Here is a 21,873-nt window from a genome sequence, read left to right as displayed (position 1 = left end):
ATTCCTCCGGCCGTCCCCATGTCGCCGGGTATGGGTAAAAGGGGACCGGACGACGGCGACGCCGCGGCGAACGAGGGTGTCCGCGCGGGCGTCCGTCAGGCGATATCCGGACGCACCGATGGGCCGTACTGCCGTAGATTGCGCCCGTAGGGGCCGTACGACGGATCGGGCACGGATCGTCCGTACGGCAGAGGGACCGGCGAGCACAGGGGTTACCGAGGTGGCAGGCGCAGCAGGCGCAAGGCAGGACGTGGCGAACGCCCGGCGGATCGTGGTGAAGGTCGGCTCGTCCTCGCTGACCACGGCTGCCGGGGGGCTGGACGCGGACCGCGTGGATGCGCTGGTGGACGTGCTGGCCAAACACCAGGACAAGGAGATCGTGCTGGTCTCCTCCGGCGCCATCGCGGCCGGCCTGGCGCCGCTGGGGCTGGAGCGGCGCCCCCGCGACCTGGCCCGGCAGCAGGCCGCCGCCAGCGTCGGGCAGGGCCTGCTGGTGGCCCGCTACACCGCGTCCTTCGCGCGCTACGGCCGCCGGGTCGGCCAGGTCCTGCTGACCTCGGACGACACCAGCCGCCGCGCCCACTACCGCAACGCCTACCGGACCCTCGACCAGCTGCTGGCCATGGGCGCCGTACCGGTCGTCAACGAGAACGACACGGTGGCCACCGACGAGATCCGCTTCGGCGACAACGACCGGCTGGCGGCGCTCGTCGCCCACCTGGTGCGCGCCGACCTGCTGGTCCTCCTCTCCGATGTGGACGGCCTCTACGACGGGGACCCGTCCACGCCCGGTACGTCGCGGATAGCCGAGGTCACCGGCCCCCAGGACCTGGAAGGCATCTCCATCGGGAGCGCGGGCAAGGCCGGGGTCGGCACCGGCGGCATGGTCACCAAGGTCGAGGCGGCCCGGATCGCGGCCGCGGCCGGCATCCCCGTCGTCCTGACCTCGGCCGTGCACGCCGCGGACGCGCTGGCCGGCGGCCCGACCGGCACGCACTTCCTGCCCACCGGCCGGCGCTCCGCCGACCGGCTGCTGTGGCTGGCGCACGCCTCCACGCCCCAGGGCGCGCTCATCCTGGACGACGGCGCCGTGGCGGCCGTCGTCGACCGGCACTCCTCGCTGCTGCCCGCCGGCATCTCCTCCGTCGAAGGGGAGTTCTCCGCCGGGGACCCGGTCGAGCTGCGGGACGCCGACGGCCGCGCGGTGGCCCGCGGTCTCGTCAATTTCGATGCGCGGGAAATCCCCCGACTGATGGGACGTTCGACCCGGGATCTCGCCCGCGAGCTGGGCCCCGCCTATGAGCGGGAGGTCGTCCACCGCGACGATCTCGTGCTGCTGCACCACTGAGAACCCGCCGCGCCTCTGACGGCCGTCACGGCGGGCAAACACCGCGGAACCACCGGCAATCAGGCTCCCCGGCGCGGCGTGAAGTCCAGCCTTTCCACGGAGACCTTCTCGAAAACGGCCCCGCGAGGGCCCGCGGGCTGGTCAACTTTGTTGCGGGGGCGCCGTAGGGGAGCGGCGCCCGCAGCGCGCGAGCGCACACGCCGAAGTACGACCGCACCAATCGGCTCCGCACCTCCGGAGGTCGGAGCGATTCGCATCACAGGAGGCCGCCGGTGAGACGAGGGCGCCCGGGGGCTCTGCCCCGAGGGACGGCGGAGCGCACACTGACCAGCGTCCGGGCCGGCGAGGATGCCGGACGCCCGGACGACGAGCGTACGGAGCGGAACGGGACGGCACCGGCGACGCCGGACGGCGAGCGCCGGGAGGCGTCCCGGCTGTGGCACATCACCTTGAGCGTCTCGGGGGCCGAGGCGCCCCTGAAGGATGTCCGGCGCTCGCTCGAACAGCTCGCCCACGACCATCCCTTCCTACTGACCAGCCGATACGCCAACGACCACGCGGAGATCCGCTACTGGGAGGAGGCCCGGGACCTGCACGACGCCGCGGCGGTCGCGCTGCGGCTGTGGGGCGAGCACCGCTCCACGGCCAAGCTGCCGCCGTGGGAGATCGTCGGCCTGGAAGTCATCGACCGCGAGACCTACCACCAGCGCATCGCGGAGGGCTACGGACCGCCGCCCGCGTCACCGGTCGGGGTCCATCCGTACTAGAGCCTGACCTGGCGGACGGGCACGGGACGACCTGGAGCGGGGCTACCCGCAGGGGCTACCTGCGTAGGGGCCACCTTGCGCAGGGCCACCTTGCGCAGGGCTCATCTGCGCAGGGCCACCTTGCGCAGGGCTCATCTGCGCAGGGACCGCCCGTACAGGGGCCGCTCGTACAAGGGCCACCTGCCCAAGGGCCACCTGCCCAAGTGGCACCTGCCCCAAGGGTCGGTCCGCCCGTGCCCGCGCCTCGGTCTGCCGATCGTGCCGGGCACGGGAATACCGCCCGGGGCCACCACGTTGTGGGCCCGCAGGGGGCGCCGGCATCCCCTACGGGATGTGTTCGCCCACCCCCTAAGGGCCCGCCCCGCGGTCTTCCGCCGCCCGCCCCGCGGTCCGCAACGTCCCGCACTGTGAAATCCGGCATGGCCACGGCCCGCCGGAGAGCTAGGCTGCGGCCATGACCAGCAGCGCATCCCAGACCTCACCCGTGCTCGAGACCGCCCGCCGCGCGAAGGAGGCGGCCGCCCAGCTGGCGCCGCTGCCGCGGACGGCCCGCGACGGGGCGCTGCTCGCCATCGCCGACGCCCTGGTGGCGCGCACCGACGCCATCGTCGCCGCCAACGCCGAGGACGTCGCCAAGGCCCGCGCCGCCGGTACCTCGGAGTCGATCGTCGACCGGCTCACCCTGACCCCCGAGCGGATCGCGGCGATCGCCGCGGACGTCCGCGACGTGGTGGCGCTGCCCGACCCGGTGGGTGAGGTGGTGCGCGGCTCGACCCTGCCCAACGGTCTGGACCTGCGCCAGGTCCGCGTCCCCCTCGGTGTCATCGGCATCATCTACGAGGCCCGGCCCAATGTGACGGTGGACGCCGCGGCCCTGTGCCTGAAGTCCGGCAACGCCGTGCTGCTGCGCGGCTCGTCCTCCGCCTACGCCTCCAACACCGCCCTGGTCCAGGTGCTGCGGGACGCCGTCGAGAGCGCCGGGCTGCCCGCCGACGCGGTGCAGCTGGTGCCCGGCGAGAGCCGGGATTCGGTGCGTGAGCTGATGCGCGCCCGCGGCCTGGTGGACGTGCTGATCCCGCGCGGCGGCGCCTCGCTGATCCGTACGGTCGTCGAGGAGTCCACCGTCCCGGTGATCGAGACCGGCACGGGCAACTGCCATGTCTACGTCGACGAGGCCGCCGACATCGACATGGCGATCGACATCCTGATCAACTCCAAGGCGCAGCGGCCCAGCGTCTGCAACGCCGCCGAGACGGTGCTCGTGCACGCCGGGATCGCGGAGAAGTTCCTGCCGCGCGCCCTGGAGGCGCTGACCGAGGCCGGCGTGATCGTGCACGGTGACGCCGCCTGGCAGCAGGCCGGCCCCGGGCTGGTCGCGCCCGCCACCGACGAGGACTGGGCGACGGAGTACCTCTCGTACGACATCGCGGCCGCCGTGGTGCCCGACCTGGACGCGGCGGTGGCGCACATCCGCCGCTGGACCTCCGGCCACACCGAGGCCATCGTCACCACCTCGCAGGCCGCCGCCCGCAGGTTCACCCAGTTGGTGGATTCCACCACCGTCGCGGTCAACGCCTCCACCCGCTTCACCGACGGCGGCCAGTTCGGCTTCGGCGCCGAGATCGGCATCTCCACCCAGAAGCTGCACGCCCGCGGCCCCATGGGCCTGCCGGAGCTGACCTCCACCAAGTACATCCTCACCGGCGACGGGCACACCCGCTAGCACCGTGCGTCGCGGTGGACCGCGGCAGGAGCCGTTGCGGGGTGCGGTCGGTGCGGGTTCTCTCCGGCCGGATCCCTGCCCAAAACGAGCGGCCGGGGCTAACCTGGACGGGTGCCGGACGACGTGGGGGGCAAGCCGTTCCCGGACGGCGAAGAGCCCGACGAGCACCACCACGGGAGCCACGGAAGAGCGGATGAGGAATTCGCTGCCGTGGTCTTCGACGAGGAATTCGTCCGGTCCGCGCGGATCCACGAGCCCTCGGCGGTCGAGCGGATGCTGGCCGCCGCCGAGGCGCGCGCCGAGGCCGAGGCGGCCCGCTCGGGGCCCGGCTTCGGGCCCGAGGGCGCGGACGGCCCCCAGGGCCGGGACGTGGCCGGGCATCGCGCCGGTGACCACGACCTGTACGGCGACTACGGGGAAGACAGCGAGCACGGCCCGTACGGCCCGTACGGCCTCTACGGCGGGTCGCTGCGCCCCTACCGCGGCGCGCCCCGCTGGCACCGGCCGATGGCCTGGGTGCTGGCCGTCGTGATGGGCATAGGGCTGGTCGCGCTGGCGTTCAGCGCGGTCTATCGCGGGGCCTCCGGCAAGAACCAGAGCCCGGCGCCGCGGCCCGCCTCCAGCGAGCCGTCGGGCGATCCCAAGGGCGTCCGTACGATGCGGCCCGGCCTGCTGCCCTCCGCGTCCGCCGAAGCCGCGCCGCCGTCGGCCTCCGGGGCGCCGCGGACGCGCTGACCGTACGGGCGGGCCTGCCCGGCGGACCGGCCGCCCGGTGGGCGATACGGATCGGTTCGCCGAAGTTGGCTCCGGTCCCGGCGTTTACCTTCGGCTTGGCGGACCTACCCTAGTTGTATGACCGGGCCTGGTGACCCTCCCGAAGGGACGCCCAACGGCGCCCCGGGAGGCGGTGAGGACGAATACCGATCCGTTGTCTTCGACGAATCGTTTGTGCGTGCAGCGCGGCTGCAGGAATTCTCCGCCGACGAGCGGCTCGGTGACCAGCACTCGCCCGCCGTCAAACCGCGCCATCGCTGGCTGCTGCGTGCCGTCGGCGGCTCCCGGCAGGCGATCTTGCTGGTGCTGCTGATCCTGCTCGCCTTCGGCACCGCCGTCTACATGGGCGTCCGCCACCCCTACAAGACCCCCGACGCGCTCCAGGTGCAGCCGCTGCGCTCCTCGGTCGTACCGCTCGCGCCGGCCGGTGCCGTGCCGGGTGCGACACCCGAGGATCTCTTCGCGCACAGCCCGGCGAAGGACTTCAAGGTCGGAGCCGCGGGCATCGCGCTGTCCCCCGTCGCGCGGACCGAGCACTTCTCCGACGGCCAGATCTACTCCGCCATGACCCTCGCGAAGGAGTACCTCCAGCGCTCCTCGCTGGATCCGGCGACGCTCACCGGCGGATCCGTACGGCCGGTGCGGCTGCTGCTGGACAGCGGCCAACTCGACCAGTTCGACCGGAGCATGACGCATCCCGACGACAACGGCCGCCTTGCCGCGACCGGCTGGCTGGTCCGCTTCGACCCCCGGCAGACCCAGCTCGCCGACCGGAACGTACGGGTCAACGGCTCACTCTCGGCAACGGAGTCGAGCGCGGACGCGCTCGATGTCACCGCCGACTACACCTTCGTCTACGCCGTACGGCCCACCGCCCAGGCGCTGAAGAGCGGCACCGCCGACCATGGCGTGGGCAAGGTCACGCCGGGCGCCGCCTCACTGCTCACCGTCCGGCGCGAGGTGCACTTCCGCATCGGCCGGGACGACCTGGCCGACCACCGCCTGGAAGTCGTGCAGAGCAACCTCCAGGCGGGGCCGCTGGCCTGCTCCTCGCAGCCGGCCGACACCCTGCGCCCGCTGTTTGCCGGGCAGCGCGCCGGGGACGACCGGCCGTCGAGCACCGACCCGTACGCCAGGGACCGGGTCAATCCCTCGCTCTGCGGCGAACTGGCCCCTAGCGCCCAGCCGAACCCGAGCCGTCCGATCCGTTAGCACCGTCCGAGCCATTGGCGCCGCCGTCGGGCCGGGAGCCGCCCCGGAACACCGTGTCGCGGAGCTTGCCGCCCAGATCGCCCGCGCCGCCCGCGATGTCGCGGACCAGGCCCATCAGCGGGTCCTTGCTGTTGCGCACCGAGTCGGCGTAGTGGGCCGCGGAGTCCCGGAAGGAGTCGGACACCGAGGTGTCCTTGTCCTCGTCCTTGCGCGGGTAGTGGCCGTCCATGATCCGCTGGTGGTCGCGGCTGGCCGCCCACTTCTTCAGCTCGGCCGCCCGCACGGTGGTGAACGGGTGGCTGCGCGGCAGCAGGTTGAGGATCTTCAGCACGGAGTCGCGCAGATCGCCGCCCGCCTCGTACTCCTCCGCCTGCTTGAGGAAGGCGTCGACATTCATCTCGTGCAGATGATTGCCGCCGGCCAGCTTCATCAGACCGCGCATCGAGGCCTGCAGATCCTGCCCGACCAGCAGACCGGCCCGGTCCGCCGACAGCTCCGACTTGCGGAACCATTCGCGCAGCGCCGTCACGATCGCCATGATCGCGACATTGCCCAGCGGGATCCAGGAGACCTTCACGGCCACATTCGTCAGGAACATCATGATCGTGCGGTAGACGGCATGCCCGGACAGCGCATGGCCCACCTCATGGCCGATGACCGCCCGCATCTCCTCCTCGTCGAGGAGCTCGACGAGGCCGGTCGTCACCACGATGATCGGCTCGTCCAGGCCGATACACATGGCGTTCGGGCTCGGGTCCTGGTTGACGTACATCGGCGGGACCTTCTCCAGGTCCAGGATGTAGCAGGCGTCGCGCAACATGTCGTTGAGGTGCGTGAACTGCTGGTCGCTGACCCGGACCGAGTCCGACAGGAACATCAGCCGCAGGCTGCGCTCCGGCAGCAGGCCGCTGAGCGTCTTGAAGATCGTGTCGAACCCGCTCAGCTTGCGCAGCGCCACCAGCGCCGAGCGGTCCGCCGGGTGTTCGTACGCCCTGGACGAGATGCCGGGGAACCGCCTGCGGTCCCGGCTGGGTACGTTCTCGCTGCCGCCTGGGCTCTCCGTCATTGGGGCCTCCCCCTGTTCGACTGCGTGTGTTTCAGACTAGAGGACGCCACCGACGGCCGATTGGATGCTCGGGCGTACGCTGGCGATCGCACCAATGCCCGTACACGTTCGTACAAAAGGGAGCACCTTCATGCTGCACTCGAGCATGCTGCTCGCCGCCGTCCAGCAGACCTCCAGGGCCGACGGCCCGGGGTGGATCCTGCGTTCCGTGATAGTCGTCGGCGTCCTGGGCGCGGTCTTTCTCGCGTGGTTCCTGCTGCGCGGTTACGGCAATCAGGACTGATCCCGCGGGCGCCCCGGGCGGCCGTGGGTGGAGTCGCCGTGAGCCCGCGGTGAGGTGACGCTTACGATGTGGCGGAAGTTACTGTCCGACCCCACCCCGGATTGGTTCTGTCGACGATGAGCCTGCACACCACCGCACATTCCCTGGTCTCCCTCGCCGCCGAGCCCGGACACGAGGGCGGCCACGCCAGCCTCAGCCCGTACCTGACCGGCGGCGGCGCCCTGTTTATCCTTCTTCTCCTGCTGTGGATCACGACCCGCTTCAACCGCGACCGCTGAGCCCCGGCACCGGCCCCCCGCCGTCGCGCGGCGCCCAGTAGGGTCTGCACGCATGGGAGAGCACACAGGGCCCGTGAAGCGGCGGCTGGGAGTGATGGGCGGGACGTTCGACCCGATCCATCACGGACACCTTGTCGCCGCCAGCGAGGTGGCCAGCCAGTTCCACCTCGACGAGGTCATCTTCGTACCCACGGGTCAGCCGTGGCAGAAGAGCCACAAGACGGTGTCCCCGGCCGAGGACCGGTATCTGATGACGGTCATCGCGACCGCATCGAATCCGCAGTTCTCCGTCAGCCGTATCGACATCGACCGTGGCGGCAAGACGTACACGATAGACACGCTGCGTGATCTGCGGTCCGAGCACCGGGACGCGGATCTGTTCTTCATCACCGGCGCCGACGCGCTCAGCCAGATCCTGACCTGGCACGATGCCGCGGAGCTGGTGTCGCTCGCGCACTTCATCGGGGTGACCAGGCCCGGCCATGTCCTGGCGGACCCGGGGCTGCCCGAGGGAGCGGTGTCGCTGGTCGAGGTGCCCGCGCTGGCCATCTCCTCGACCGACTGCCGAGCGCGCGTCGCCCAGGGGGACCCGGTCTGGTACCTGGTCCCCGACGGAGTGGTGCGCTACATCGACAAGAAACAGCTGTACCGCAGCGACCGCTGACGCACCTGACGGAAGGGGCACCGGTGAGCGACCGACACGATCCGTACGGGCCGCAGGACCCGTATGCCCAGGACCCGTACGCCCAGGAGCGGCAGGGTCAGCCGGGCTACACCTACGACGCCTACGGGCAGCCGGTGTACCGCGACGCCTCCCAGGGGTCGTACGAGCAGTCGTACGACCAGTACGGGCAGCCCGCGGCGCCCGCAGCCGGGTCGTACGACGGCTATGACGGCGGCTATGACCCCTACGGCGGGCAGCAGGGCCACCAGGGCGGACAGCAGTACCCGGCGCAGCAGGAGTACGACTACGACGCCTACGGCCGCCGGCCGGTGCAGCAGCAGGGCTATGCGCCGCAGTACGACCCGTACGCGCAGCCCCAGCAGCAACCGGGCCGGCAGCAGCCCCAGCAGCCCCAGCAGGACTGGATCCCGCAGCAGACGCCGCGGCCGCCGTACGAGCAGCCCGCGTACGACGAGGAGCCGCCGCCCGCGCCCCGCGCGGAACCGGCTCCGTCGGGCCCCTCGGGCAGGCCGGGCGCGCCCGGGTCGGCGGCCGGCGCGGACGCCGACTACCGCACCGAGCAGTTCTCCTTCATCGAGGAGCCGGACGAGGACTCCGAAGACGTCATCGACTGGCTGAAGTTCACCGAGAGCCGCACCGAGCGGCGCGAGGAGGCCAAACGGCGCGGCCGCAGCCGGATCGTCGCGCTGTCCGTCGTCCTCGCGCTCCTGGTGGCCGGCGGCGTCGGCTATCTGTGGTGGGCGGGCAAGCTGCCGGGGCTGGCCGGGCCGGGCACGGACCGGACCGCCGCCGCCGGCGGGCAGAAGCGGGACGTCCTGGTCGTCCATCTGCGGGACACCAAGAGCGGCAACAGCTCGACGGCGCTCCTGGTGGACAACACGACCACGCACAAGGGCACCACCGTCCTCCTGCCCAACAGCCTCGTCCTCCCCAAGGACGACGGGACGCCCACCACGCTGGCCAAGTCCGTCAAGGAGGACGGCGCCGACGCCACCAAGGACTCCCTGAACACCCTCCTGGGCACGGACCTCAAGGCCAGCTGGCGGCTGGACACCCCGTACCTGGAGAACCTCGTCGAGATGGTCGGCGGGATCACTCTCGACACCAACGCCACCGTGCCGGGCGCCAAGAAGGGCGACTCCCCGGTGGTCAAGCAGGGCAGCGCCCAGGATCTCAGCGGTCCGGCGGCCGTGGCGTACGCCACCTACCAGGGGCCCGGCGAGACCCAGACCAGGCAGCTGGAGCGCTTCGGGCAGGTCATGCAGGCCACCTTGAAGAAGGTCTCCAGCGACGCGGACGGCGCCACCGCCACCGTCAAGACGCTGCTGCAGGTCCTCGACCCGCCGCTGACCGAGGCCGAGCTGGGCAGCTCGCTGGCGCAGCGGGCGGAGCTGGCGAAGACCGGCGCCTACCGCACCACCCTGCTGCCGGTGCAGGCGAACGGCACGCTCAGCCAGGCCGCCTCGACCGCCGTGGTCAAGGACGTGCTCGGTGGCACGGTCAAGAAGACCGCCCCCGACGCCGTCGCCCGGGTCGCGGTGCGCAACGCCAGCGGCGTGCGGACCGCCACCGGAAAGGCGCAGGTCGCGCTGCTCAACGGCGGCTACACCTTCGTCGACGACGGCAGCACGGCGGTGGCCAGGGCCACGTCCCAGGTGACGTACGCGGACGCCGGCCAGAAGGCGAAGGCCGTGGAGGTCGCCAAGACGCTGGGGCTGCAGGCCGGAGCCGTCAGGCAGGGCAAGGGCGCCTCGAACGCCGACATCACCGTCGTCCTGGGCCAGGACTTCAAGGGCTGACCAGCGGGCCCAAAGTGATCGCACACCGACCGGACCTCCGGCCGGTCCTTCGACGGAAGGATCGGCCGGAGGTTCCGTCGAACGGGGGGTTCGAAAAGCCCGGCGGGAGTGTCGGCGGTCCGTGAGACCCTTGAGGGGTACTCCACCGCCTCGCCGGCCGCCCCGGCCGCGAGGCTGCCACCGACCCGGAAAGCCGCTTGTGACCGCCACGGACCGCTCCATCGAGCTCATCAACGCCGCCGCTCAGGCAGCGGCCGACAAGCTCGCGCACGACATCATCGCGTACGACGTCAGCGACGTCCTCTCGATCACCGACGCCTTCCTGCTGGCGTCGGCGCCCAGCGACCGCCAGGTCAAGTCGATCGTCGACGAGATCGAGGAGCGGCTGAACAAGGACCTCGGCGCCAAGCCGGTGCGCCGCGAGGGCGACCGCGAGGCCCGCTGGGTGCTGCTCGACTACGTCGACATCGTGGTGCACGTCCAGCACAGCGAGGAGCGTGTCTTCTACGCCCTCGAGCGCCTGTGGAAGGACTGCCCCGAGATCGACCTCCCCGAGGAGGCCAAGGCCACCCGCGGCAAGGCCGCGGCCCACGCCGAGGCCACGGCGGGCGTACAGGACGGAGAGCTGCACTGAACGGCACGAAAACCGACCGTGGCCGCCGCGTCGTCCTGTGGCGCCACGGCCAGACGGCTTGGAATCTCGAGCGCCGCTTCCAGGGCTCGACGGACATCGAGCTGACCGAGGCCGGCGTCGGGCAGGCGCGCCGCGCCGCCCGGCTCCTCGCCGCCCTCAAGCCGGACGCGATCATCGCCTCCGACCTGAGGCGCGCCGCCGCCACGGCGAACGAGCTGGCCGCCCTCACCCGGCTGGACGTGACGCACGACGCCGCCCTGCGGGAGACGTACGCGGGCGCCTGGCAGGGGCTCACACACGACGAGATCCTCGCGCAGTACGGCGAGCAGTACACCGCCTGGAAGCGTGGTGAGCCGGTGCGCCGCGGCGGCGGCGAACTGGAGACCGAGGTCGCCGACCGTGCCGCTCCGGTGGTGCTCAACCACGCCGACAAGCTGCCCGAGAACGGCACGCTGGTCGTCGTCAGCCACGGCGGCACCATCCGCACCACCATCGGCCGCCTCCTCGGGCTGGACGCCCACCACTGGGAGAGCCTGGGCGGCCTGTCGAACTGCTGCTGGTCCGTCCTGGGCGAGGGCGCCCGTGGCTGGCGCCTCCTGGAGCACAACGCCGGCACGCTCCCCGAGCCGGTCCTCGGCGACGATGACTGACCCCCGACCGGCCGTCGCCGGCGGCGCCCGGGGACCGGATTTCACATCTGGGCAGGTCGCAGGCTAAAGTTCTTCTTGTTCGCGGCGCTGCCGGGGGAAACCCGGAGGAGCGGAACAAGACCCGGGGCTATAGCTCAGTTGGTAGAGCGCCTGCATGGCATGCAGGAGGTCAGGAGTTCAATTCTCCTTAGCTCCACAACCCGGAAGATCCCGTCCCCTCCCACGAGGGGGCGGGATCTCTGCGTTATGCGTCAACTCCTTCGACCGTGGAAGGCGCCGGCACCGGCAGCCGGGTGGCGGGCGGTGCCCGGCACCTCTCCGGCCTGTGGACCGGCCGCGGGCACCGGCCAGTTGATCGCCTTCCGGCCGGACGCGGAGCCGCGGGCACTGTGGGGGCCCCGCTCTCCTCGGCGGGCGCGGCGGCCGCGGGCGGGCTCGCCGGGTCGGTGAAACGGCGGACCTGACCCCGTCGGAAGTCCGTGGCAGAATCGGACGGCGCCCAGGGGAGGAGTGATCGCGATGCCGCCGAGCATCCTTGAGGAGGTCAATGACCTGCTCGAATTGGCTGAGGCGCAGGGATATGACTGGCTGCCGGAATACGCGCTTCGCTTCACCTGCCCCGTCGGCGGCCCCGGGGGCGCCTGCCGCGGCGGCGTTGCTTCCGCTTTGCAGTGTCCCTCGTGTGGTTCCTCGCATGTCGCCCAGGTACTGGGTGACAATGGCGGCATTTCCTTCGTCTGCACGGCCTGCGGCCACAGTTGGAGCTGACTGATGGGCGCTCACAGCAGGAAATGCGACTGGTGCGGCAGCGGCACGCCCATCGTCCGTGACATGGAGCCGGTCAATTCCGACTACCAGTACTGGTGCGAGGAGTGCGCCCGCGCCCTGGTCATAAAGGGCGATCCGATCGAGACCTACCGCGAGCTCGACGGGGAGCCGATCTACGGGCGGCTGCTGGACGAGCACTGCACGCTGAAACGCTTCTACTCCTTCGCCACTGCCTGACCGCGCCGACCGGCTCGCCCCGGCCGGGCGGAATTCCCCGGGCCGGGCAACCGCGGCGCGGCGGGCGCGGCGGGAAACCGCGGCCGAACTGCCGCCGCTCACCCGGGCGTTACGCATTCCGCCGGTTCTGCGTCACGCGAGGCCCGGGGTGATGCGCCCCGTCGCCGATATGCCGCTACGCCGCCGGAGGCACCGGCGTGCCCACGCCGTCCGCCGGGTGGCGGTCACGGTCGCTTCCACGGCGCTCGCCGAGCCGCCTCAGCCGGGCCGCGGTCAGCGCCAGCAGCACCAGGCCGGCGATCGGATAGACGTCGGAGAGCAGCATCTGGACGCCGTTCTGGTGCAGTTCCTGGTGGTGATGCCAGCGGTGCGGCACCCACCACAGCGCGAACGAGCTGAACAGGACGCCCAGCGCCGAGGTGGCCGCCCACCGGCGCCGGGCGGCCCGGCCGCTGCGGTCCAGCGCTTCGGAGCCGAGCAGGATCAGCAGCGGCACGGCCCACACCCAGTGGTGCGACCAGGAGATCGGGCTCACCAGCAGGGCGGTGGTGGCGCAGGCGACGGCGGCCCAGGCCCGCCCCTGGCTTTCGGCCGAGGCTGTCCGCGCGCCGTGCAGCAGCGACCCGGCCGCCAGCGCCAGCCCGAGCGCGGCCGTCAGCCCGGCCACCACGAGCCAGGCCGCACCCGGGTCGTGGGTGTGCAGCAGCCGGGCGAGGGCGCCGCGCAGCGACTGGTTGGCGGTGATCTCCACCTCGCCGACCCGGTCGGCGGCGAAGACGATCTCGGTCCAGAAGCGGTGGGTGTCCCGGGGCAGTGCGAGCGCCGCGAGGAGGGCGGTGACGAGGAAGGTGAGGGTGGCCACGGCGGCCTGTCGCAGCCAGGGGTTCCAGGCGGCCCGCGCGCCCGCGCCGGAGCGCAGCAGCCGTCCGGCGCGGACGGCTCCGGCCAGCGCGAGGAAGACGGCGAACAGCGCCGGGGTGAGCTTGATGCCGGCCGCGATGCCGATACCGATGCCCGCCCAGCGGTTGGTGTCCTTGCGGGTGAGGTCCCACAGCACCAGCGCGGCGAGAAGGAGGTTTATCTGCCCGTACCGCAGGGTCGTCCAGACCGGCTCCACCCACACCAGCAGCGCGGAGACCGCCAGCGTCGCGGCGGGCCGGGGGAGCCGTCGCGGTCGGCCGACCAGTTGCAGGGAGAGGTGCACGACGCACACGAACAGGGCGAGGTTGCCGGCGGTGGCGAGGGTGCGCATCGCCGGGACGCCGACGAGCGTGAGCGGGGTGAAGAGGAGCGCGGCGAAGGGGGGATAGGTATTGGGCAGGTGGGCGGAGGTCGCCACCATGTCGTAGAGGTCCTCGCCGTTGCGGGCGGTCCAGCCTTCGGCACGGTAGACCATGAGGTCGATCATGGTCACATGGGCGAGCCGCTGCGCGATCCAGAAGGCGGTGAAGGAGACGGCGCAGGCCAGGGCCGCCATCAGGGTCGGGTGCCGTCGGAGGAGGCCCCGCAGGGGGGCGGAGCCGCGGGGGTCGGTGGGCTGCTCCAGCTCCAGCGCGGTCACGACGTACGGCTCCCCAGGACGAATCGGGCACGGACGATCGACAGTACCGCGACGTCCCGCCGGAGGGCCCGGCCGGAACGATTTGGCGAAAGCCCGGGAGAGCCGTGTAATGTAGGCGATGCCGCAGCGGGGAACCGGGCGGAAACACAGCAAGGGGCTATAGCTCAGTTGGTAGAGCGCCTGCATGGCATGCAGGAGGTCAGGAGTTCAATTCTCCTTAGCTCCACAGAAGACAAAGTGGGTCGTCCGAGCCGGACGGCCCGCTTTGCTGTGCGTTGCCGCGTGGCGCCGCCCGAACCGTGGGGAGTTTTTCCCGAGTTGCCCTGATGTTCGGTCAGCGGGCCGCCCGATGTGGTGAGTTGGCTTCCCGTTCCGGCCGGCTCGGGCCCATTCCTGTCCGATCCTTGCCATTCCTTGGTCTCTTCTTGGTGATCGCATGCCCCTGACATGAACAGTTCACCGAGAGAGTGGCGGATCGCGTGAGCGTCACGAACGCCTCCACCGCTCGTGCGGTGACGCGCACCGGCGCACCGGCGCAGCACGTCACCACGCAGCGCACCTCATCGCCACAGCAGGGGGTTACATGAGATCAAGCCGCACCAGAGCACTGCGCGCCCGTACCGGTCTGGCCTGGGCGGCGGCGCTGCCGCTGGTCGCCGGTGCGCTCGCGCTCGGCGCCCCCGCGGCCGACGCCGCGGGCCACGACGGCACCCGGCACGCGCTGCAGGGCACCAAGCCGCTGTGGGCCACCAGCAAGACCGACCAGGGCGCCACCTCCGGCTCGACCGGCATCACCGCCCGCGTCTACCTGGCCGGCCGCGACGCCAAGGGCCTGGCGAGCTACGCCAAAGCAGTGTCCGACCCGCACTCCGCCGCGTACGGGAAGTATCTGAGCGCCGCCCAGGTGCGTGCCCGCTACGGTGCCACGCACGACCAGATAGCCAAGGTGACCGACTGGCTGAAGCAGTCCGGCCTGAAGGTCACCGCAACCACCAACCGCTATGTCGCGGTCCGGGGCGACGCGGCCGCCGCCGAGCGCGCCTTCGCCACCGACCTGCACAACTACCTCAAGAGCGGCCACACGTACCACGCGCCGTCGGCCACCGCCTCCGCGCCGGCCTCTCTCGCCGACGCGGTCCTGACGGTCACCGGCCTGGACAATGCGCCGCGGTTCGCCAAGCACCACTCCGCCGAACTGCCGCCGCCGTCGGCGGTCTTCCGTAACTCCGGCCCGTTCTCCTCGTACTACGGGTCCAGGACCGACAAGAGCCTGCCGTCGGCCTACGGTCACAAGGCGCCGTACGCGATCAAGGGCTACACCGGCAAGCAGCTGCGCGCCGCCTACGGGGCGAAGAAGTGGACCGGCAAGGGCGTCACCGTGGCGATCACCGACGCCTATGCCTCGCCGACCATCGCCCAGGACGCGAGCAAGTACGCCGCCCGCAACGGCGACCGGCCCTACCGTCGCGGCCAGCTCTCCCAGGTGCTGCCCAAGGACTACTCGCACATCGAGGACTGCGACGCGGCCGGCTGGTACGGCGAGGAGACCCTCGACGTCGAGGCCGTCCACGCGGTCGCCCCCGATTCCGACATCGTCTACGTCGGCGGCGCCTCCTGCCAGGACGACGATCTGCTGGACTCGCTCGGCAAGATCGTCGACGGGCATCTCGCCGACATCGTCTCCAATTCCTGGGGCGACATCGAGGCCAACGAGACCCCGGACGTGGCCGCGGCCTACGACCAGCTCTTCCAGCAGGGCGCCGTCCAGGGCATCGGCTTCTACTTCTCCTCCGGCGACAACGGCGACGAGGTCGCCCGCACCGGCATCAAGCAGGTGGACACCCCGGCGAACTCCGCCTGGGTGACCGCGGTCGGCGGCACCTCGCTGGCGGTCGGCAAGCGGGACAGCTACCAGTGGGAAACGGGCTGGGGCACCCTCAAGGCGACGCTCGCCAAGGACGGCGGCAACTGGACCGACTTCCCCGGCGCCTTCAACAGCGGCGCGGGCGGCGGCGTCAGCCACTCCGTCCAGCAGCCCTACTACCAGCGCGGAATCGTCCCGGACGGGCTCTCCACCGTCCCCCTCAAGGGGAAGATGCGCACCGTTCCGGACATTGCGGCGGTCGCCGACCCCAACACCGGATTCCTGGTCGGCCAGACCCAGACCCTGCCCGGCGGCAAGCTCGGGTACGACGAGTACCGCATCGGCGGCACCTCGCTGGCCGCTCCGGTGATCGCCGGCGTCCAGGCACTGGCCCAGCAGGCCCGGCACGGCGTCGCCATCGGCTTCGCCAACCCCGGCATCTACCAGCGCTACGGCACCGCCGCGTACCACGACGTCACCGACCACCCGCTGGGTGCCGGCCGTGATCTGGCGGTCGTCCGCGTCGACTACGTCAACGGCACCGACGACAGCAAGGGCACCACGACCTCGCTGCGCAGCCTGGGCAAGGACAGCTCGCTCAAGGCGACCGTCGGCTACGACGACGTCACCGGCGTGGGCACCCCGGGCGCCGGATATGTGAGCTCCTACCGGCCCTGAGGCGCCACGGGCGTCCCTGAGCCGGGGCCCGCGCGGGGAATCCTCCGCGCGGGCCCCGTACGCCCTGCGGTACCCTGGCGCCATGCGTGCCGTACGCCTTCTGCTTAGCGGGCCGCGCTGATCAGTCCCGACCGGGCCAACCGCTGTGGCCGCCCGGATCGGCATCGGCGTGGCGTCCCCTCCTGTGTGAGGGGCATTTTTGTTTCCGCAGAAACCGTGTCCGCAGCAGCCGCAGGCAGAGACGATTGATGGAGCTTTGAGGACGATGAGCGAGACGACCACCTCCCCCGCTGGTAATGGCGCGGGCGGTGCCCCCATCGAGGTGGCAGCGCCGCACCGCTACACGGCCGCGCTGGCCGCCGACATCGAGGCACGCTGGCAGGACTTCTGGGAGACGGAGGGGACCTACGAGGCCCCCAACCCGCGAGGTGACCTGGCCGGCGACGCCGACCTGGCGGCCCGTCCCAAGAAGTTCATCATGGACATGTTCCCGTACCCCTCGGGTGCGGGCCTGCACGTCGGCCACCCGCTGGGCTTCATCGCCACCGACGTCTACGCCCGCCACCAGCGCATGACGGGCCACAACGTCCTGCACACCCTGGGCTTCGACGCCTTCGGCCTGCCCGCCGAGCAGTACGCCGTGCAGACCGGCACCCACCCGCGGGTCTCCACCGAGGCCAACATCGTCAACATGCGGCGCCAGCTGCGCCGCCTGGGCCTGGGCCACGACCAGCGCCGCTCGATCGAGACGATCGACCCGGCGTACTACAAGTGGACGCAGTGGATCTTCCTGCAGATCTTCAACTCCTGGTACGACCCGGAGGCGGACGCGGCGCGCCCGATCGACACCCTGGTCGCCCAGTTCGAGTCCGGCGCCCGCCCCACCCCCGACGGCCGCGCGTGGAGCGAGCTGAGCGCCATCGAGCGGGCCAACGTCCTGGGCGAGTACCGCCTGGCGTACGCCTCCGACGCGCCGGTCAACTGGTGCCCCGGCCTGGGCACGGTGCTGGCCAACGAGGAGGTCACCGCCGAGGGCCGCTCCGAGCGCGGGAACTACCCGGTCTTCAAGGCCAAGCTGCGCCAGTGGAACATGCGCATCACCGCCTACGCCGACCGTCTGCTGAACGACCTGGACGCGCTGGACTGGCCGGAGGCCATCAAGCTGCAGCAGCGCAACTGGATCGGGCGATCCGAGGGCGCCCGGGTCGACTTCCCGGTGGGTGACAACAAGATCACCGTCTTCACCACCCGCCAGGACACGCTGTTCGGCGCGACCTACATGGTGCTGGCGCCCGAGCACGACCTGATCTCGGGCTCCAACGGCACGCCCTCCATCGTCCCGGACGCCTGGCCCGAGGGCACCCACGAGGTGTGGACCGGCGGCCATGCCACCCCCGCCGACGCCGTCGCCGCCTACCGCAAGCAGGCTGCCGCCAAGTCGGACGTCGAGCGGCAGGCCGAGGCCAAGGACAAGACCGGCGTCTTCACCGGCGCCTACGCGACCAACCCGGTCAGCGGCGAGAGCGTCCCGGTCTTCATCGCCGACTACGTCCTGATGGGCTACGGCACCGGCGCGATCATGGCCGTCCCGGCGCACGACAGCCGCGACTTCGCCTTCGCCCGCGCCTTCGAGCTGCCGCTGCGCTGCGTGGTCGAACCGTCGGACGACCGCGGCACGGACCCCGCCACCTGGGACGACGCGTTCTCCTCGTACGACGCGAAGATCGTCAACTCGTCGAACTCGACGATCTCGCTGGACGGCCTGGGCGTCACCGGCGCCAAGGAGAAGATCACCGCATGGCTGGCGGACCGGGGCATCGGCGAGGGCACCGTCAACTTCCGGCTGCGTGACTGGCTGTTCAGCCGTCAGCGCTACTGGGGCGAGCCGTTCCCGATCGTCTACGACGAGGACGGCGTGGCGCACTCGCTGCCCGAGTCGATGCTGCCGCTGGAGCTGCCCGAGGTCGAGGACTACTCCCCGCGCACCTTCGACCCGGACGACGCCGACACCCAGCCCGAGACCCCGCTGTCCCGCAACGAGGACTGGGTCAACGTCGAGCTGGACCTGGGCGACGGCAAGGGTGTCCGGCGCTTCCGCCGCGAGACCAACACCATGCCCAACTGGGCGGGTTCGTGCTGGTACGAGATGCGCTACCTGGACCCGGGCAACTCCGACAAGCTGGTTGACCCGGACGTCGAGCAGTACTGGATGGGCCCGCGCGAGGGCCAGCCGCACGGCGGCGTCGACCTGTACGTGGGCGGCGCCGAGCACGCCGTACTGCACCTGCTGTACGCCCGCTTCTGGTCCAAGGTCCTGCACGACCTGGGGCACGTCTCGTCCGCCGAGCCGTTCCACAAGCTGTACAACCAGGGCATGATCCAGGCCTACGTCTACCGGGACGCCCGCGGCATCGCCGTCCCCGCGGCGGAGGTCGAGGAGCACGACGGCGGTGTGTACTACTACGAGGGCGGCAAGGTCTCCCGGCTGCTGGGCAAGATGGGCAAGTCGCTGAAGAACGCCGTCACGCCGGACGAGATCTGCGCCGAGTACGGCGCGGACACGCTGCGGCTGTACGAGATGGCGATGGGCCCGCTGGATGTGTCCCGCCCCTGGGACACCCGCGCCGTCATCGGCCAGTACCGCCTGCTGCAGCGGCTGTGGCGCAATGTCGTCGACGAGGCGACCGGCGAGGTCACCGTCGTCGACGCCGAGCCGGACGAGGCCACCCTGCGCGCCCTGCACAAGGCCATCGACGGCGTCACCCAGGACATGGCGAACCTGCGCTTCAACACCGCCATCGCCAAGGTGACCGAGCTGAACAACCACCTGACCAAGACGGGCGCCCCGGTCTCGCGCACGGTCGCCGAGCGGCTGGTGCTGCTGATCGCGCCGCTGGCCCCGCACATCGCCGAGGAGCTGTGGCGCAAGCTGGGCCACAGCGACTCCGTGGTGCACGCGGACTTCCCCGTCGCCGACCCCGCGTATGTCGTGGACGAGACCGTGACCTGCGTCGTTCAGGTCAAGGGCAAGGTCAAGGCGCGGCTGGAGGTCGCCCCGACGATCTCCGACGCGGACCTGGAGACGGCCGCACTGGCCGATCCGGGTGTGGTCGCGGCCCTGGGCGGCGCGGGCATCCGGAAGGTGATCGTCCGGGCGCCGAAGCTGGTGAACATCGTCCCCGCGTAGCCGTCCGACGCGCCCGGTGACCGGGCGCCGGTGACCGCCGCGCGCGCCATGGATCCGGCGCATAGGGGTTTTCCCCTACGGGCAGGTTGGGGGTTCCTCTGGAACCCCTGGCCTGCCCGCGCCGTTTACGGTTGAGGGAGAGGGCGCGGGGCACGAACCGACGCCTCCGAGACCGTTGGGGAGAGCCCATGGAAGTAGCCGTCGCGATCTTCGCGCTGCTCTTCGTGCTGTTCGTCGCTGCCGGGGTGATCGTTACGGCCAAGGCCGTCAAGGCGGCCAAGCGTGGCGTGGACCGTACGGTCGCCCAGGCCCGGCGCACCGTCGAGGACACCGGCCTGCAAGCCCGCCGGCTCACACAGCCGGGCGTGGTCGGTGAGCTGGCACAGCTGCGGCTCTCGCTGCGCACCTCCATGCGCGCCACGCAGGAAGTGCTGCGTACCGGCTCACCGGACGACGCCTCCCTCGGCGAGTCGGTACGGCTCTTCGAGCGCCTCAGCGCGCACGGCCGTGAGCTGGACGACGAGCTCAAGCGCCTGGAGCGCGAGCCCGACCGCGCCACCATCGCGGCCCGCCTGCCGGAGCTGCGCGAGCGTATGGAGCGCATCACCCACTCCGCGGAGTCCCTGCGCTGGGCGGCCCGCGACCGGGCCCGGAAGTTCGCGGACGACGATCTGGCGGCGCTCAGCGACCAGATCGATGTCGAGGCGGGCGCGCTGCGGCACTGGACGCAGGAGCCGGCGGCGGACGCGGTGCAGGAGCCCGTGGGGGAGCCGGCGGCGTCGGGCGGGGCCGATAGCTCGCGCTCCCGGGGCGCGGCGGGCGAGGAGGCTCCGGCGATCACGGCCCGGGACCCGCATGCCCGGCCGACCTATGCGTGGGAGAAGCCGCCACGGGCGGAGGAGGGGGCTCGGGCGGAGCGGCCGTCCCGCACGGAGCGGTCGTCCCGGGCGGAGCGGTCGTCCCGGGCGGAGGGGTCGCCCACGTGAGCTGATCACGCGGTGCGCGAGGGGGAGGGGTGGGGCGGGCGGGGGCGGGGGAGAGAAAAGCCGTAGCGTTGATGCCGCCGGCCGCGCGCCTCTTGGCGGAGCCTTGGCCAAACTTGGAAGATCTTGGGGAGGGGCCCGCACTGTCGGGTACCGGGTTCCCCGGCTAACCTCCCAGTCATGTCCCGCCATGTCGCCATCGTCACCGATTCCACGGCCTACTTGCCGCGGACGGCAATCGAGCGTCACCACATCACGGCCGTACCACTGACCGTCGTCCTGGGGGACCAGGCCCTGGAAGAGGGCACCGAGATCTCCGCGAGATCCGTCGCGCAGGCGCTGCAGAAGCGCCGCTCGGTGACGACCTCGCGGCCCAGCCCCGCGACCTTCGCGGACACCTACCGTGCGGTCGCGGAGAGCGGCGCGAGCGGCATCGTCTCGCTGCACCTTTCCTCGGAGTTCTCCGGTACCTATGACGCGGCGGTGCTCGCGGCCAAGGAGGCGCCGGTGCCGGTACGTGTCGTGGACACCGGCATGGTCGCGATGGCCCTCGGGTTCTGCGCCCTGGCCGCGGCCGAGGTGGCGGAGACCGGCGGGGACGTCGACGAGGCGGTGGCGGCCGCGGAGAAACGGGCCGCCGGCACCTCCGCCCATTTCTACGTCGACACCCTCGATTACCTGCGACGCGGCGGCCGGATCGGCGCGGCGCAGGCACTGCTCGGCTCGGCGCTGGCCGTCAAGCCGATCCTCCAACTGGCCGACGGGCGGATCGAACTGCTGGAGAAGGTCCGTACGGCGTCCAAGGCCATCGCACGGCTGGAGGAGATCGCCGCGGAGCGGGCGGGGGAGGGCGAGGTCGATATCGCGGTCCACCATCTTGCGGCCGCGGAGCGTGCGGATGCGCTGGCCCAGCGGCTTCGCGAGCGGGTGCCGGGACTGAACGAGCTGCATGTGAGCGAGGTAGGCGCGGTGATCGGTGCGCACACCGGGCCGGGGCTGTTGGCGACCGTGGTGTCGCCGAGGTGAGAGGCGCGTCAGGGTGCACCTGTGGGTGACGTAGTTATCCACAACTGGCCCTTTATCCACGGAATGTGAGGCGAATCGGCGAGATCGGCGCGAGGTGCCTAGCGTCGGAGGCATGAACTCTCGATCTGCTTCGTCTTCTCTGTCCGGTTCGGTCGATTCGCCGGGGGTGGCGGGGGCACCGGACCTGATGGGCTCGCCGGACTGGCTGGTCCCGTCCGAGGCTTCGGGGCCGTCGGTTGCGGTCCCTTCGGCGTCCGGGCCGCCGGCCTCCGGTCTCCGGGCTTCCGAGCCGCCTCCTGCTCAGCCGCCTCCTCCTGCGCCGCCTCGTCTGCCGCCTTCCGGGCGTTCGG

At 71.5% G+C, this 21,873-nt stretch carries 20 protein-coding genes and 2 tRNA genes; 20 read left to right on the top strand and 2 right to left on the bottom strand.

Annotated elements, in window-relative coordinates:
• The first annotated feature begins 250 nt into the window (after positions 1-250).
• The 6 genes from proB to AC5677_RS13145 all read left to right on the top strand — a co-directional run bounded on the left by proB (position 251) and on the right by AC5677_RS13145 (position 5,824).
• On the top strand, positions 251-1,348 hold the full coding sequence (gene proB, locus AC5677_RS13170; RefSeq protein WP_497196607.1) for a glutamate 5-kinase: 1,098 nt from the start codon (positions 251-253) through the stop codon (positions 1,346-1,348).
• 272 nt (positions 1,349-1,620) lie between these two features.
• Positions 1,621-2,115, top strand: coding sequence for a DUF8830 family protein (locus tag AC5677_RS13165; protein WP_497195225.1), 495 nt, complete (start codon positions 1,621-1,623; stop codon positions 2,113-2,115).
• A 3-nt stretch (positions 2,116-2,118) separates the two neighbouring features.
• Positions 2,119-2,526 (top strand): pentapeptide repeat-containing protein, encoded by a 408-nt coding sequence (locus AC5677_RS13160; protein ID WP_497196606.1) that lies wholly within the window; start codon positions 2,119-2,121, stop codon positions 2,524-2,526.
• A 43-nt stretch (positions 2,527-2,569) separates the two neighbouring features.
• The gene (locus AC5677_RS13155) at positions 2,570-3,838 is read left to right on the top strand and encodes a glutamate-5-semialdehyde dehydrogenase (RefSeq protein WP_497195224.1); all 1,269 of its coding nucleotides are present in this window, start codon (positions 2,570-2,572) and stop codon (positions 3,836-3,838) included.
• A 111-nt stretch (positions 3,839-3,949) separates the two neighbouring features.
• Positions 3,950-4,573, top strand: coding sequence for an SCO2584 family spore wall biosynthesis protein (locus tag AC5677_RS13150; RefSeq protein WP_497195223.1), 624 nt, complete (start codon positions 3,950-3,952; stop codon positions 4,571-4,573).
• Positions 4,574-4,690: 117 nt separating this feature from the next.
• Entirely contained in the window at positions 4,691-5,824 is a 1,134-nt protein-coding gene (locus AC5677_RS13145) for an SCO2583 family membrane protein (RefSeq protein WP_497195222.1), read from the top strand.
• Here the strand turns inward: AC5677_RS13145 and AC5677_RS13140 are convergent.
• Complete coding sequence (locus AC5677_RS13140) at positions 5,787-6,890, bottom strand: M48 family metallopeptidase (RefSeq protein WP_497195221.1); 1,104 nt, start codon at positions 6,888-6,890, stop codon at positions 5,787-5,789. The two genes, AC5677_RS13145 and AC5677_RS13140, sit on opposite strands and share 38 nt — an antisense overlap.
• A gap of 130 nt (positions 6,891-7,020) precedes the next feature.
• Between AC5677_RS13140 and AC5677_RS13135 the strand changes: the two genes are divergently transcribed.
• The 9 genes from AC5677_RS13135 to AC5677_RS13095 all read left to right on the top strand — a co-directional run bounded on the left by AC5677_RS13135 (position 7,021) and on the right by AC5677_RS13095 (position 12,224).
• Positions 7,021-7,173 carry a hypothetical protein gene (locus AC5677_RS13135; RefSeq protein WP_497195220.1) on the top strand — a complete coding sequence of 51 codons (153 nt, stop codon included), beginning with the start codon at positions 7,021-7,023 and terminating at the stop codon, positions 7,171-7,173.
• 116 nt (positions 7,174-7,289) lie between these two features.
• Complete coding sequence (locus AC5677_RS13130) at positions 7,290-7,451, top strand: hypothetical protein (protein WP_497195219.1); 162 nt, start codon at positions 7,290-7,292, stop codon at positions 7,449-7,451.
• Between the two features lie 52 nt (positions 7,452-7,503).
• On the top strand, positions 7,504-8,115 hold the full coding sequence (nadD, locus tag AC5677_RS13125; protein WP_497195218.1) for a nicotinate-nucleotide adenylyltransferase: 612 nt from the start codon (positions 7,504-7,506) through the stop codon (positions 8,113-8,115).
• A gap of 23 nt (positions 8,116-8,138) precedes the next feature.
• Positions 8,139-9,935 carry an LCP family protein gene (locus AC5677_RS13120; protein WP_497195217.1) on the top strand — a complete coding sequence of 599 codons (1,797 nt, stop codon included), beginning with the start codon at positions 8,139-8,141 and terminating at the stop codon, positions 9,933-9,935.
• Positions 9,936-10,134: 199 nt separating this feature from the next.
• Positions 10,135-10,569, top strand: coding sequence for a ribosome silencing factor (gene rsfS, locus AC5677_RS13115; protein ID WP_403506585.1), 435 nt, complete (start codon positions 10,135-10,137; stop codon positions 10,567-10,569).
• The gene (locus AC5677_RS13110) at positions 10,566-11,219 is read left to right on the top strand and encodes a histidine phosphatase family protein (protein WP_497196605.1); all 654 of its coding nucleotides are present in this window, start codon (positions 10,566-10,568) and stop codon (positions 11,217-11,219) included. Before rsfS ends, AC5677_RS13110 begins: the two co-directional genes overlap by 4 nt.
• 123 nt (positions 11,220-11,342) lie before the next feature.
• A tRNA-Ala gene (locus AC5677_RS13105) sits at positions 11,343-11,415 on the top strand.
• A gap of 323 nt (positions 11,416-11,738) precedes the next feature.
• Complete coding sequence (locus AC5677_RS13100; RefSeq protein WP_497195216.1) at positions 11,739-11,987, top strand: hypothetical protein; 249 nt, start codon at positions 11,739-11,741, stop codon at positions 11,985-11,987.
• 3 nt (positions 11,988-11,990) lie between these two features.
• The gene (locus AC5677_RS13095; protein ID WP_360122434.1) at positions 11,991-12,224 is read left to right on the top strand and encodes a hypothetical protein; all 234 of its coding nucleotides are present in this window, start codon (positions 11,991-11,993) and stop codon (positions 12,222-12,224) included.
• Between the two features lie 175 nt (positions 12,225-12,399).
• Here AC5677_RS13095 and AC5677_RS13090 read toward each other — a convergent pair whose 3' ends face one another.
• On the bottom strand, positions 12,400-13,785 hold the full coding sequence (locus AC5677_RS13090; RefSeq protein ID WP_497195215.1) for a glycosyltransferase 87 family protein: 1,386 nt from the start codon (positions 13,783-13,785) through the stop codon (positions 12,400-12,402).
• A 153-nt stretch (positions 13,786-13,938) separates the two neighbouring features.
• Here AC5677_RS13090 and AC5677_RS13085 point away from each other — a divergent pair.
• The 5 genes from AC5677_RS13085 to AC5677_RS13065 all read left to right on the top strand — a co-directional run bounded on the left by AC5677_RS13085 (position 13,939) and on the right by AC5677_RS13065 (position 21,523).
• A tRNA-Ala gene (locus tag AC5677_RS13085) sits at positions 13,939-14,011 on the top strand.
• A 357-nt stretch (positions 14,012-14,368) separates the two neighbouring features.
• Positions 14,369-16,327, top strand: coding sequence for a S53 family peptidase (locus AC5677_RS13080; RefSeq protein WP_497195214.1), 1,959 nt, complete (start codon positions 14,369-14,371; stop codon positions 16,325-16,327).
• Between the two features lie 265 nt (positions 16,328-16,592).
• Positions 16,593-19,514, top strand: coding sequence for a leucine--tRNA ligase (locus AC5677_RS13075; RefSeq protein WP_497195213.1), 2,922 nt, complete (start codon positions 16,593-16,595; stop codon positions 19,512-19,514).
• A 188-nt stretch (positions 19,515-19,702) separates the two neighbouring features.
• On the top strand, positions 19,703-20,500 hold the full coding sequence (locus AC5677_RS13070; RefSeq protein ID WP_497195212.1) for a hypothetical protein: 798 nt from the start codon (positions 19,703-19,705) through the stop codon (positions 20,498-20,500).
• A 177-nt stretch (positions 20,501-20,677) separates the two neighbouring features.
• Positions 20,678-21,523 (top strand): DegV family protein, encoded by an 846-nt coding sequence (locus tag AC5677_RS13065; RefSeq protein WP_497195211.1) that lies wholly within the window; start codon positions 20,678-20,680, stop codon positions 21,521-21,523.
• Positions 21,524-21,873 lie beyond the last annotated feature (350 nt).

The organism is Streptomyces sp. JLSY215, assembly GCF_059682825.1.
The sequence above is the reverse complement of the archived record's forward strand: the minus strand, read 5'-3'. Positions and strand labels throughout refer to the sequence as shown.

Excerpts from the sequence above, each read along its gene's own strand:
- AC5677_RS13155 (WP_497195224.1), top strand. The coding sequence starts at position 2,570 with ATGACCAGCAGCGCATCCCAGACCTCACCCGTGCTCGAGACCGCCCGC.
- AC5677_RS13145 (WP_497195222.1), top strand. The coding sequence starts at position 4,691 with ATGACCGGGCCTGGTGACCCTCCCGAAGGGACGCCCAACGGCGCCCCG.
- AC5677_RS13140 (WP_497195221.1), bottom strand. The coding sequence starts at position 6,890 with ATGACGGAGAGCCCAGGCGGCAGCGAGAACGTACCCAGCCGGGACCGC.
- AC5677_RS13135 (WP_497195220.1), top strand. The coding sequence starts at position 7,021 with ATGCTGCACTCGAGCATGCTGCTCGCCGCCGTCCAGCAGACCTCCAGG.
- AC5677_RS13130 (WP_497195219.1), top strand. The coding sequence starts at position 7,290 with ATGAGCCTGCACACCACCGCACATTCCCTGGTCTCCCTCGCCGCCGAG.
- nadD (WP_497195218.1), top strand. The coding sequence starts at position 7,504 with ATGGGAGAGCACACAGGGCCCGTGAAGCGGCGGCTGGGAGTGATGGGC.
- AC5677_RS13100 (WP_497195216.1), top strand. The coding sequence starts at position 11,739 with ATGCCGCCGAGCATCCTTGAGGAGGTCAATGACCTGCTCGAATTGGCT.
- AC5677_RS13095 (WP_360122434.1), top strand. The coding sequence starts at position 11,991 with ATGGGCGCTCACAGCAGGAAATGCGACTGGTGCGGCAGCGGCACGCCC.
- AC5677_RS13080 (WP_497195214.1), top strand. The coding sequence starts at position 14,369 with ATGAGATCAAGCCGCACCAGAGCACTGCGCGCCCGTACCGGTCTGGCC.
- AC5677_RS13075 (WP_497195213.1), top strand. The coding sequence starts at position 16,593 with ATGAGCGAGACGACCACCTCCCCCGCTGGTAATGGCGCGGGCGGTGCC.
- AC5677_RS13070 (WP_497195212.1), top strand. The coding sequence starts at position 19,703 with ATGGAAGTAGCCGTCGCGATCTTCGCGCTGCTCTTCGTGCTGTTCGTC.
- AC5677_RS13065 (WP_497195211.1), top strand. The coding sequence starts at position 20,678 with ATGTCCCGCCATGTCGCCATCGTCACCGATTCCACGGCCTACTTGCCG.